Source organism: Mangrovicoccus sp. HB161399, from assembly GCF_013184745.1.
Lineage (GTDB): Bacteria > Pseudomonadota > Alphaproteobacteria > Rhodobacterales > Rhodobacteraceae > Mangrovicoccus.
In genome coordinates this window covers 1-11,803 of record NZ_JAATVU010000024.1, presented here as the reverse complement: position 1 = coordinate 11,803, position 11,803 = coordinate 1, and the positions used below count along the sequence as shown (strand labels likewise).

Annotated in this window: 11 protein-coding genes and 3 pseudogenes; 9 read left to right on the top strand and 5 right to left on the bottom strand. The window is 67.3% G+C overall.

What is annotated here, in order from left to right:
- The first annotated feature begins 54 nt into the window (after positions 1–54).
- Positions 55–1,467: a dihydropyrimidinase gene (gene hydA, locus HCC78_RS14945; RefSeq protein ID WP_172329592.1), complete on the top strand. Its 1,413-nt coding sequence runs from the start codon at positions 55–57 to the stop codon at positions 1,465–1,467.
- A 222-nt stretch (positions 1,468–1,689) separates the two neighbouring features.
- Here the strand turns inward: hydA and HCC78_RS34825 are convergent.
- Positions 1,690–1,885, bottom strand: a pseudogene (locus tag HCC78_RS34825) (IS5/IS1182 family transposase); the annotation flags it as partial.
- 189 nt (positions 1,886–2,074) lie between these two features.
- On the opposite strand from HCC78_RS34825, the pseudogene HCC78_RS14935 reads away from it, so the two are divergent.
- Positions 2,075–2,588 (top strand): annotated as a pseudogene (locus tag HCC78_RS14935) (IS5 family transposase); the annotation flags it as partial.
- A 577-nt stretch (positions 2,589–3,165) separates the two neighbouring features.
- On the opposite strand, the gene HCC78_RS14930 reads toward HCC78_RS14935, so the two are convergent.
- Genes HCC78_RS14930 through HCC78_RS14915 form a run of 4 tightly spaced genes read right to left on the bottom strand, consistent with a single transcriptional unit; the run spans position 3,166 to position 5,827 of the window.
- Positions 3,166–3,822 (bottom strand): GntR family transcriptional regulator, encoded by a 657-nt coding sequence (locus tag HCC78_RS14930; protein ID WP_172329591.1) that lies wholly within the window; start codon positions 3,820–3,822, stop codon positions 3,166–3,168.
- A 10-nt stretch (positions 3,823–3,832) separates the two neighbouring features.
- On the bottom strand, positions 3,833–4,276 hold the full coding sequence (locus HCC78_RS14925) for a MaoC family dehydratase (RefSeq protein WP_172329590.1): 444 nt from the start codon (positions 4,274–4,276) through the stop codon (positions 3,833–3,835).
- Positions 4,273–5,415: an acyl-CoA dehydrogenase family protein gene (locus HCC78_RS14920; RefSeq protein WP_172329589.1), complete on the bottom strand. Its 1,143-nt coding sequence runs from the start codon at positions 5,413–5,415 to the stop codon at positions 4,273–4,275. The genes HCC78_RS14925 and HCC78_RS14920 overlap by 4 nt, the downstream gene beginning before the upstream one ends.
- Positions 5,416–5,461: 46 nt before the next feature.
- The gene (locus HCC78_RS14915) at positions 5,462–5,827 is read right to left on the bottom strand and encodes a hypothetical protein (RefSeq protein ID WP_172329588.1); all 366 of its coding nucleotides are present in this window, start codon (positions 5,825–5,827) and stop codon (positions 5,462–5,464) included.
- A 121-nt stretch (positions 5,828–5,948) separates the two neighbouring features.
- Between HCC78_RS14915 and dapA the strand changes: the two genes are divergently transcribed.
- The 7 genes and pseudogenes from dapA to HCC78_RS14880 form a co-directional block, all read left to right on the top strand.
- Entirely contained in the window at positions 5,949–6,842 is an 894-nt protein-coding gene (dapA, locus tag HCC78_RS14910; protein ID WP_172329587.1) for a 4-hydroxy-tetrahydrodipicolinate synthase, read from the top strand.
- Between the two features lie 17 nt (positions 6,843–6,859).
- Positions 6,860–7,837: a TRAP transporter substrate-binding protein gene (locus tag HCC78_RS14905; protein ID WP_172329586.1), complete on the top strand. Its 978-nt coding sequence runs from the start codon at positions 6,860–6,862 to the stop codon at positions 7,835–7,837.
- Between the two features lie 66 nt (positions 7,838–7,903).
- Complete coding sequence (locus HCC78_RS14900) at positions 7,904–8,413, top strand: TRAP transporter small permease (RefSeq protein WP_172329585.1); 510 nt, start codon at positions 7,904–7,906, stop codon at positions 8,411–8,413.
- Positions 8,413–9,699, top strand: a complete 1,287-nt coding sequence (locus tag HCC78_RS14895) for a TRAP transporter large permease (protein WP_172329584.1) — start codon at positions 8,413–8,415, stop codon at positions 9,697–9,699. The genes HCC78_RS14900 and HCC78_RS14895 overlap by 1 nt, the downstream gene beginning before the upstream one ends.
- A gap of 18 nt (positions 9,700–9,717) precedes the next feature.
- Positions 9,718–10,125, top strand: coding sequence for a DUF3830 family protein (locus HCC78_RS14890; protein WP_172329583.1), 408 nt, complete (start codon positions 9,718–9,720; stop codon positions 10,123–10,125).
- Positions 10,126–10,127: 2 nt separating this feature from the next.
- Entirely contained in the window at positions 10,128–11,609 is a 1,482-nt protein-coding gene (locus HCC78_RS14885) for an AMP-binding protein (RefSeq protein ID WP_172329582.1), read from the top strand.
- A gap of 101 nt (positions 11,610–11,710) precedes the next feature.
- A pseudogene (locus tag HCC78_RS14880) lies at positions 11,711–11,803 on the top strand (electron transfer flavoprotein subunit beta/FixA family protein); the annotation flags it as partial.

Sequence of the window (11,803 nt, the reverse complement as noted above, 5' to 3'; positions counted from 1 at the left end):
GGCCTGTCGCGGGCCGCCCCCTGCTTTCTTGACAGACACGACAGGACCGCCGCCATGCTCGACCTGGCCATCCGCAATGCCCGCATCGTCACCGCCGCCGACCGCTTCGACGCCCAGATCGGCGTGAAGGACGGGCGCATCACCAGCCTCGCCGAGGATGTCGGCCCCGCCGCCGAGGAGATCGACGCCGCGGGCCTCTGGGTTCTGCCCGGCGGCATCGACGCCCATGTCCACCTGGACCAGCCGCAGGGCGGCGGCGCGGTGCTGGCCGACGGGTTCGAGAGCGGCACGCGCTCGGCCGCGGCGGGCGGCAATACCACGATCCTGCCTTTCGCGCTGCAGGAGAAGGGGCAGAGCCTGCGTGCCGCCGTCGAGGCCTATCACGCCAAGGCAGACGGCAGGTGCCACACGGATGTCTCCTTCCATCTGATCATCACCGATCCGACGCCGCAGGTTCTGGGCCAGGAACTGCCGGCGCTGATCCGCGACGGCTATACCTCCTTCAAGGTCTTCATGACCTATGACGACCTGGTGCTGAACGATGCCGAGCTGATCGAGGTCTTCGATACGGCGCGGCGCGAGAAGGCGCTGGTCATGGTGCATGCAGAGGGCCATGACGCGATCAAGTACATGACGCGGAAGCTGGAGGAGGCCGGGCGCACCGCCCCCTACTATCACGCCGAGAGCCATGCCGTGGTCGCCGAGCGCGAGGCCACCCACCGCGCGATCAGCCATGCCGAGCTGACCGATGTGCCGATCGTCATCGTCCATGTCTCGGGGCGCGAGCCGATGGAGCAGATCCAGTGGGCGCGCCGCCGCGGCCGTCCGGTCTTTGCCGAGACCTGTCCCCAGTACATCGCCCTGACCCGCGACGACCTGAAGGGGCTGAACATGGATTTCGAGGGGGCGAAATACGTCTGCTCGCCGCCGCCGCGGGACACTGACAGCCAGGCGGCGATCTGGAAGGGGCTGCGCGACGGCACCTTCGACATCTTCTCCTCGGATCACTGCCCGTTCCGCTTCGAGGACAAGGCGGGCAAGGACGTGCCGGGGGCGCGGACTTCGTTCCGATGGGTGCCGAACGGCATTCCGGGCGTGGCGGCAAGGATGCCGATCCTGTTTTCCGAAGGCGTGTCGAAGGGGCGGATCACGCCGGAGCGCTTCGTCCAGCTGACCGCGGCCAATCCCGCGAAGCTCTACGGGCTCTATCCGAAGAAGGGCACGATCGCCGTGGGGGCCGATGCCGACCTGACCTTCTGGGATCCGGGCCGCGAAGTGACGATGACCCATGCGCTCTTGCAGGATGGCTGCGACTACACCCCCTATGAGGGGATGCAGATCAAGGGCTGGCCGGTGCGCACGCTGCTGCGCGGGCGGACGATCATGGCCGAGGGCGAGGTGACCGGCGGGCCGGAAGCGGGCCAGTATCTCGCCCGCGGCATCAGCGCGGCGGCCTTCCCGGGCTGATATCCCAGAGGCCGCGTCCCCGCGCGCCATCGAGGCGCCCGGGGCCGCGGCGGTCCCGGCGGCCAAGGCCGCCGCCGCCCGGCACCCGGTGCCCGAGGACCGGAAAGGGTCGGGATCCTGACATGAAATTGCCGCTCTGAGGTTCTTTCCGGAAGCGACAGAAGACCATGCGAGGACAAATCGCGCCCAGTCGGTGATCGCAGCGCGATCTAGGCTCAGGACTCATAGCCAAAAGATAACGGTGGCGGCCAAGGCTATCGCTGACAGGAAAACAATCGGGCACCGGTCGTATCTGGCGGCAACGCGCCGCCAGTCCTTGGGGCGACCGAACATGCATTCGACCCGGTGACGGCGCTTGTACCGCCTCTTGTCATGCGGGATCGCGACCTTGCGGCACCGTCTGGATGGAATGCAGCTTGGAGTTCATGCCGCCCCTGGTGAGGCCGATCAGCCTTCCGCCCCCCTTTTTTCACCCGCAGGCTGGACGCCGTGCGATGTGCCTTGAAGAAAGTCGCGCCTACCGTCACTGTCTTCGTGTCCCGGCCCTGGGAGGCCAGGCCGTCCATGATGCGGACGCCCCCATCTGGCTCCACCGAACCCAGCGGTTGCAGAGCACGGCGAGGAGACGACCGTGATGATCGATGCAACTCATCTGAAAGCCCATCGTACGGCGTCCAGCTTGGGCGTTAAAAAGGGGGCGTGGGCGCCTGATCGGTAGAACCAAGGGCGGCATGAATACGAAGTTGCACGCCATCTGCGACAGCCAAGGCCGACCCATCGACCTGTTCCTGACCGCCGGTCCCGTCAGCGACTACACCGGGGCGCGTGCGCTCGTCAGCGGGCTACCCGACGTGAAGTGGCTTCTCGGAGATCGCGGCCATGATGCCGACTGGTTCAGAGAAGCGGTGCAGGACAAGAAGATACGCCCTTGTATCCCAGGCCGGAAGCAGCGGAAGACCCCCGTCCGCTACGACAAGCACAGGTATAAGAGGCGTAACTGGATCGAGATCATGTTCGGCAGGCTCAAGGACTGGAGACGCGTAGCGACCCGTTATGACCGATGTCCACAAACCTTCTTCTCGGCAATCGCACTCGCAGCAACCGTCATTTTCTGGCTGTGAAACTCAATGGGTCCTGACCCTAGGGATCCACCCCTGTCCCGAATTCCAGCCGCCGACGGAAGGTTTCTCCTGCTATCTGCTGGCTGCTTTAATTGCGGGAGCGCGCAGGGCCAGCGGGCGTGCAGCAGGCTGGAGGGATCAACATCGACAGAACCGCCGTGCGCGTGGTGGCAAACGCGGGCGGGCACACATGTGGCGGTCCTCCAGGGAAAATCCATGTCCAGGCAGCCGGCTGTGGATGGAGGCCGGCATTCGCTCTGACCTGGGGACATGCCGCCGACATTTCGGCCGGGTCGGCCCTCCGCGCATGGATGCCGGCAGCCACCTGGCGATCGGTTGCCCGGCTTCGGCGCGCTTCCTTGGCCAGCAGCGCCGGGGACGCCGGGCTCTCGGTCCGCTCCCGCAGGCGGATGATCGGTGAACTGGCCTGCCGCGGGCGCAGCAGGACCGAACGCGCGGTCCGTTGCACCGGGCACCGGCGCAGGATCGCCGCGCCGGTGCCGCAGGGCGGCGGGCCTCGCCGCCACCGCCGCGCTCGCCTCGGCAATCCCCCCTTGGACAGGAGCGGGCGCGGCGCCTAGCCCTTCCGCGGCAGGCGGGCGACCAGGTCGTCCATCATCGCTGCGTTCTGCATCCGGAGGATCGCCTCGGCCGCCACCAGGTCCTGCCGCCGCATCGCGTCGAGCAGCAGCTGCAGCTCGTCGGCCATGATGCGCCGCCGTCCGCTGCCGTAGCCGAAGCTGCGGCGGAAGGAGAAGATGATGTCCCAGCCGCGCTCGAAGACCCGCAGCGCCTCGCGGTTGCCGCCGAATTCCACCAGCCGGACGTTGAAGCGGCGGTTGGCCACCAGCGCCGCCTCGTCCTCGCCCGCCTCGAGATGCCCGCGATAGGCGGCGGCCAGCGACTCCAGCTCGCGGATCCGCTCCAGCGTCAGATGCGGCATGCCGCGGCGCACGGAGAAGATCCGGATCTCGGTGTTCAGCTCGTAGAGGTCGCTGACGAAGCCCTGGTCGAGCTGGCGCACGGTGGCGCCGCGGTTGGGCTCGATTTCCACCAGCCCCTCGCCCTCCAGCTTCCGCAGCGCCTCGCGCAGGGGCATGGAGGAAAATCCGAGCTTTGCCGCCAGCTCGGCTGTCTTCAGCCGCGCCCCCGAAGTGAACTCCCCGGTGAGAATGCCCTCGCGGATGCGCTGGGTTGCCTGCTCGACCGAATTCTGGCCGCCATCCTGTGCCATCTCCGCCCCCTCAGCCGCGCGTCTTGACGAGGGAGACATGCTCGGCGGTAATCGCCCTGGTGCCGTCCGCGAAGCACAGGTCCACCGCCTCGGTCACCACCCCGGCCGGGCGGCTGGCGCTTGGCCGCTTCGAGGTGAAGCGCATCTCGACATGCACGCGGTCGCCGGCCACCACCGGCCGGACGAAGCGCACCTCGTTCCAGCCGAGCGAGGCGATGGAGCTTTCCTCGTAGAGCTTCAGCTCGGTCTTCAGCCCCTCCATCAGCGCCAGCCCGTAGAGCCCGTGGGCGATGATCCCCGGGAATCCCTGGGCGCGGGCATAGTCCGCATCCGTATGCAGCGGGTGATGGTCGCGGGTGAGATCGCAGAAGGCCGCGATATCGGCCTCCGTGACCAGATGCGAGGCGGTGACGTGGCTGTCCCCGATCCCGATGTCTTCGAACCAGAGGCTCATGCGTACTGCTTCTCCACTTGCCGCGCGATGATCATGCGCTGGATCTGGTTGGTGCCTTCGTAGATCTGGCTGAGCCGGACATCGCGGAACAGGCGCTCCACGCGGTATTCCCGGGAATAGCCGTTGCCGCCATGGATCTGCAAGGCGTTGGAAATATGGGTCTGGGCCATGTCGGTGGTGAAGAGCTTGGCCTGCGCCGCCTCCATCGCGATGGGCTGGCCCATGTCGTAGAGCCGGGCGGCGTGATGGATCAGCAGGCGCGCCGCCGCGATGTCCTTGGCCATGTCGGCGATCATGAACTGGATCGCCTGATGCTGGAAGATCGGCTTGCCGAACTGCCGGCGGTCGGTGGCATAGGCGATGGCATCCTCCATCCCCGCCTGCGCCATGCCGAGCGCCATCGAGGACATCATCAGCCGCGAGAAGTTGAAGTTCTCCATGGCCATCTTGAAGGCGCCATGCTCCGGCCCGATCAGGTTGGCCACCGGCACGCGCACCTCGTCGAAGGCGATCTGGCATTCGGCCAGCCCGTGCATGCCGAGCAGATCCTCGGACTTGCCGCGGATCACGCCGGGACGGTCGGTCTCGACGAGAATGCAGGAGATGCCCCTGTGTCCCGCCTCAGGGTCGGTCTTGGCGAAGACCATGACGATATCGGCGACCTGGCCGAAGGTGACCCAGGCTTTCGAGCCCTTGATCACGTAGTCATCGCCGTCGCGCCGCGCGGTGGTCTTCATCGCGGCGACATCGGAGCCGTGATCGGGCTCGGTCACGGCGGTGGCGGGAATCACGGAGCCCTCGAGGATGCCGGGAATCCACTGGCGGTGATGGTCGGTGCCGTGATGGTCGAGAAACAGCGCCGCCTCGACCGGGATGGCGAAGGCATTGCCGACGGCGCCGGAGCCGCGGGCGATTTCCTCCATGACGACGCAGGCGGTCAGCGCGTCCATGCCGACGCCGCCGGCCTCCTCGCGCAGCGCGACGCCGAACAGGCCCTGCCCGGCCAGGGCGGTGTAGACGTCGCGGGGAAACACGTCCTCGCGGTCGATGCGGGCCGCGGCGGGGGCCACGACCTCTTCGGAAAGGCGGCGGGCGGTATCGCGCACCATGCGGCACTCTTCACTCAGAAAGCGGTCCAAACGGGATCTCCTGTGGGATTCGGGATGTGATCAGATTTTTGCGAGCTCAGCCCTGCGCGGTCCCGGCGTGGAACGCATCGGAGGGCAGGGTGTCGAAGAAGTAGACGATGACCTCCTTCGGCGCGGCGCCATAAGCGGCAACGGCGGCATCGGTGATCGCGCGGGCGGCTTCGGCCTTCATCGCGGCGTCGCGCGGGAAGGCGTGCACTTTTATGAAGATGCGGAAGATTTCGGCATTTTCGCCAAAGATTCCGGCATGTGCGTAGGAATAGCAGGGGGCGGAATTATAATAGACCGTCACGATTTCCGGCTTGATTCCGAAGGCCTGGCACAGACCATCGGTCATGCCGGAGGCCGCAACCGCCCGCTTTTCCTGATCCGGGCCAGAGTCGGTGACTTCGATGAAAGGCATGGGGAACTCCTTGTCTGATGGCAGCAGTAGTTGCGATCCGAAAACTGCCAGTTGACACCATATCTGATCAAATCATGGATGATTGCAACATGTTTGGATCACAAAAATCAGGAAGGACCGGATGAGGTTCCAAGGCAGCTACACGGTATGCGTCACGCCCTTTGACGCGGCAGGCGCCGTCGATCACGCGGCGCTGCGCAGCTATGTCGACTGGCAGATCGCCGAGGGCGTGCACGGTCTGATCCCGCTGGGCTCGACCGGCGAGTTCCTGTCGCTGACCCGCGACGAGCGCACGGCGGTCGCCACCACGGTGATCGACCAGGCGGCGGGCCGGGTGCCGGTGCTGATCGGCACCGCCGCGGAATGGACCGACGAGGCGGTGGCGCTGTCGCGCGAGGCCGAGGCTCTTGGCGCGGATGGCGTCATGCTGGTGCCGCCCTACTATTCGAGCCCGACCGAGGACGAGCTTGTCGTGCATTTCCGCAAGGTGGCCGAGGCGCTGTCGATCCCGGTGATGCTCTACAACAATCCGTTCACGGCGAATGTCGACCTGACCGCCCCGCTGGTCGCGCGGCTCTCGGAAATCGACAATATCCGCTACATCAAGGACACCTCGAAGAACGTCCACCGCGTCACCGAGCTCCTCGACCTCTGCAAGGGCCGGATGACGGTCTTCGCCGGCTACTACCCCTGGGAAAGCTACCTGGCGGGCGCCGAGGGCTATTCCTCGGTGATGTCGAACATCGCGCCGCGGCTCTCGGCCGAGACCTTCGAGAGGACGAAGGCCGGGGAGTACGAGGCCGGGCGGGCGCTCTACCTGAAATCGCTGCCGCTGATCAACGCGCTGGCGGGCGATCTCTATGTCTCCGCGACCAAGGCGGCGATGGCGATGACCGGCCGTCCGATGGGCGATCCGCGGCCGCCGCGCCTGCCGCTGCCCGAGGCGCCGCGCGCGCGGCTCGAGGCGATCCTGAACGACCTGGGGATGATCCCGGGCAAAGACGACCAACAGTGAGTGACAAGGACAAGACCATGAAACTGAAGACCCTCGCCCTCTGCCTCGCCTCGGCGACCGCCCTCGTGGCCCCGGCCGCCTTCGCGCAGGAGATCGTGCTGAAGGCCAGCCACAATGCCAATGCCGACGAACCCTACGGGCTCGGCATGGAGAAGATGGCGGAGCTGCTGTCCGAGGCGACCGGCGGCAAGGCCACGATCGAGGTCTATGCCAATGCCCAGCTCGGCGACGAGATGGAGAGCATCCAGGGCACCCAGATGGGCACGGTCGACATCGCCGTGACCGCCAACGAGACCCTGGCCAATTTCGACCCCGACCTGTCGGTCTTCTCGCTGCCCTTCCTGTTCAAGGACAGCCTGCAGATGGACCGCGCCCTGGCCGATCCGGCCGTGGTCGCCGCCGTCTCCGAGAGCCTGAAGGCCAAGGGCTTCCACCTGATCACCTTCTTCTCGGCCGGCACGCGCCACATCATGTCGAAATCGCCGGTCGAGACCATGGCCGATCTCGACGGGCTGAAGATCCGCACCATGCAGAACCCGGCGCATGTCGAGGCCTTCAAGGCTTTCGGCGCCAACCCGACCCCGATGGCCTATACCGAGCTCTATGGCGGGCTCGAAACCGGCGTGGTCGACGGCGCCGAAGCCGCCAACACCAACTACTACGCCAAGAAGTTCTACGAGGTCGCGCCCGACTGGGCGATGGTCGGCTGGCTGGAACTGGTCGCGCCGGTGATCATGGGCGAGGCCGCCTACGAGGCGCTGCCCGACGACGTGAAGGCCGCGCTCGACGAGGCCGGGACCGAGGCCGGGAGCTTCCAGCGCAAGGCCTACCGCGACAGCGACGACGCCACCTTCGGCAAGCTCGAAGAGGCCGGCGTGACCGTCACCCATCCCGATCTGGCGCCGTTCCGCGAGGCCGCCGCGCCGATCCAGGCAGAGTTCGTCCAGTCCGACGCGCAGAAGCAGATCTTCGACCTGGTGCAGTCGGTCGAGTGATCCCCGCCTGAACCCATCCGCCCGGCCGGAGCACTCCCGGCCGGGCCTTCCATGCGAGACCATCCGATGATCCGACTGATCGAACGCCTCTGCCTCCCCCTGCGCCACGCCGTCTCGGCCGTTGTCATCGCGCTCTTCGCGGTGATGATGGCATCGGTCCTCGTGCAGGTCGGCGGCCGCTATCTCTTCGGCTACTCGATTGCCCCGGCCTCGGAGATCGCGACCTTCTGCCAGATCTGGCTGGTGCTGCTGGGGTCGGGCGTCGCTATCGCCCGCAGCCAGCACGTTGCCATCGACATGCTCCCGGCCGCGCTGCCGCTGCCCGCCCAGCGGGTGCTGCTGGTCATCATCGCCGCGGTGACGCTCGGCTTTCTCTGGGTGCTCGGCACCAATGCCGGCCCGCTGATCAAGATGGGCGCCTTCCAGACCTCGCCCGCGCTGCGCATCCCGATGAAATACATGTACTGGTGCCTGCCTGCCGGAGCCGCCTACATAGCGCTCGAGGCGCTGCTCGCGCTGGCGCGGCGCTGGTCCGATCCCTTCCCCGAACCCTCCATCGACGAGGAGGCCGCCTGATGGCCGTCATCGCGCTTGCCTTCTTCGGGCTGCTGGCCCTCGGCGTTCCGATCGTCTTCGTGCTGGGCGCCTCGGCGGTCATCACGCTCCTTGCCGCCACCGATGTGCCCCTGACCATCGTCAGCCAGCGGGTCTTTGCCGGGCTGAACAGCTTCACGCTGATGGCGATCCCGTTCTTCGTCTTCTGCGGCGTGATCATGGATGCCGGCGGCATCTCGCGGCGGATCGTCGATTTCGCCTCGGCGCTGATCGGCTGGATGGTCGGCAGCCTGCTGCAGGTCGCCTGCGTCGCCGCCGCGGGGCTGGCCGCGATCTCGGGCTCGGGCTCGGCGGACGTCGCCGCGATCTCGGCGATCATGCAGCCGCAGCTGCGCCGCCGCGGCTATGACACCGATTTCGGCGCGGCCGTCATCGCCTGCGCGGGCGCGCTCGCCCAGGTGATCCCGCCGAGCCTGACCATGGTGATCCTCGCGGTCGTCTCGAATGTCTCGATCGGCGCGCTCTTCCTGTCGGGCGTGGTGCCCGGCATCGCCTGCATCCTGATGCTGATGGCCATCTCGTGGCTCCATGCGCGCAAGGGCGGCCCCGCCTATCGCGAGACCGAGCCCTTCACGTTCCGCCGCCTGCTGCGCACCGGCTGGGCGGCGCTGCCCGCGGCCGGCATGCCGGTCTTCATCCTCGGCGGCATCCTCGGCGGCGTCTTCACCCCGACCGAGGCGGCAGCGATCGCCGGGTTCTACGGGCTCGTCATCGGCGGTTTCGTCTACCGCGATCTCGACTTCCGCCGCCTGCCGTCGCTGGTGCTGCGCACCGTGTCGCTGAGCGCGGCGGTCATGCTGATCATCGGCACGGCGAGCGTGTTCTCCTGGCTCATCGCCAATGCCAACGTGCCGCAGATGCTGGGCGACTGGATCACCTCGGTGGCGCCGAACCGCTTCGTCTTCCTGGTCATCGCCAATATCCTGTTCCTGGTCGTCGGCATGTTCATGGAGACCATCGCGGCGATCCTGATCCTCGTCCCGGTGCTGCTGCCCATCGCCACCCATTTCGGGGTCGATCCGCTGCATTTCTCGCTGCTGGTGGTGTTCAACTGCGCCATCGGCACGGTGACGCCGCCCTATGGCATCGCGCTCTTCGTCTCCTCCTCGGTGGCCGGGCGCTCGGTGCTGCAAGTATCGCGCAAGCTTGCGCTTCCCCTCCTGGGCATGTTCGTCATGCTCGTCCTGATCACGTTCGTGCCCGCGGTGTCGCTGCTTCTGCCGCGGCTCGCCGGTCTCGCCAACTAGCCAAGGAAAGACACAACAATGGCTCTCAAGGTCACCATCGCCGGGATCGAATTCGACGCCCGCTTCGAAGACGACGCGCCGCAGACCGTCGCCGCCTTCCGCGCGCAAATGCCCTACCGCTCCAAGGTCGTCCATGTCCGCTGGTCGGGCGAGGGCGTCTGGATTCCGCTCGGCGAGACCGATTTCGGCGTCGGCTACGAGAACCACACCAGCTATCCCGCCCCGGGCCAGTTCGTGCTCTATCCCGGCGGCATCAGCGAGACCGAGATCCTGCTGGCCTATGGCGGCGTGAACTTCGCCTCCAAGATGGGGCAGCTCGCGGGCAACCATTTCATCACGCTGACCTCCAACCTCGACAAGCTGAAGGAAATCGGCCCGAAAGTGCTGTGGGAAGGCGCGCAGGACATCCTGTTCGAGGAGGTCTGAGCATGTCCCGTCCCATGACCTATGGCGCCCGCCTGCGGGAGCTCGCCCGCGCGCGCGGCGCGGCCGAGGCGCTGCGCGTGCTCTGCGCGGACGGCTCCGAGGAGGCGCTTGGCTGGGACGGGCTCGATGCGCTTGTCGATGGCGTGGCCCGGGCGCTGGCCGCCCGCGGCACCCGCCAGGGCGACACGGTGGCCTACGGGCTGCCGAACGGGGTGGCGCATGTGGCGCTGACGCTGGCGATCTGGCGGCTCGGCGCGACGACGATGGTGCTCGACCCGCGCCTGCCCGAGTCGGCGGCGGCCACGATGAAGGACCGCGCGCAGGCGCGGCTGCGGATCGGCGCGGCGCCGGGGCAGGGCGATGCGGATATCGCCACGCTGATGGCAGAGGCGGCGGCCGGGGGCGATCCGGTTGCCGATGCGGTTTCCTGCCCGGGCAAGATCGTGCTCTCGGGCGGCTCGACCGGCCTGCCCAAGATGATGTGCGACGACCAGCCCTTCACCCGTGTCCCCGGCGCGAGCTGGGGCAATGTCGCCCCGGCGCTCGGCTTCCGCGCGGATCAGACCCAGCTGGTGCTCGGGGCGCTGTCGCATAACGCGCCGCTGACCTGGGCACAGAACGGGCTCTTCGAGGGCAACCGGGTGATCCTGATGGAGCGCTTCGAGCCGGTGCGCGCGCTCCAGGCGATCGACCGCTTCGGCGTCGGCTTCGTCATGGCGGTGCCGACCATGCTGGTCCGGATGCTCGACCACCTGGAGGAAAGCAGCACCAGCCTCGGCAGCCTGCATTCGCTCTATCACACCGCCGCCCCCTGTCCCGACTGGCTGAAGGCGGCCTGGATCGGCCGGCTGGGCGCGGCGCGGGTCTTCGAGATGTACGGCTCCGGCGAGAATACCGGGCAGACGGTGATTTCCGGGACCGAGTGGCTGACGCATCGCGGTTCGGTGGGCCGCGGCTTCGAGACCGACATCCGGATCAAGGATGCCGGCGGCCGCGACCTGCCGGCTGGGCAATCCGGAGAGATCTTCATGCGCCCCCACAGCGTGGCGGGACGCAGCAGCTATGTCGGCCCTGACGCGCCACCGCCGCGCCGCGATGCCGACGGCTTCCAGTCGATCGGCGACATGGGGCGGCTCGACGGCGAGGGCTATCTCTATCTCGACGGGCGCTGCGACGACGTGATCAATACCGGCGGCGTGAAGGTCCATCCCGAGCGGATCGAAGCCGCGCTCCTCGCCCATCCCGATGTCGCCGACGCAGTCGTGTTCGGCATCGAGGACCGCGATTGGGGACAGAAAGTCGTGGCCTGCATCGTTCCCAAGCCCGGCGCCGCCGCCGACCAGGCGTCGATCGCAGCCTTCCTGTCGGGCCGCGTTGCCCCGGCCGAGGTCCCGAAAACCATGCGGTTCTGCGACAGCCTTCCCCGTGACGGCTTCGGCAAGATCCGGCGCAAGGCCATGATCCGCGATTTCGCGGAAAGCTGAGCCGCCCCGCCCGAGGTGGCCGCCTCCCTGTCCGGAGCGGCAGGGCGCGCAGACCGGAGCCGCGCTTCAGGCCGCGGCCCGGAACTTTCAAGGAGTTGCCGATGAAGATCCTCGTGCCCGTCAAGCGGGTGATCGACTACAACGTGAAGGTCCGCGTGAAGGCGGATGGCAGCGGCGTCGATCTTGCCAATGTC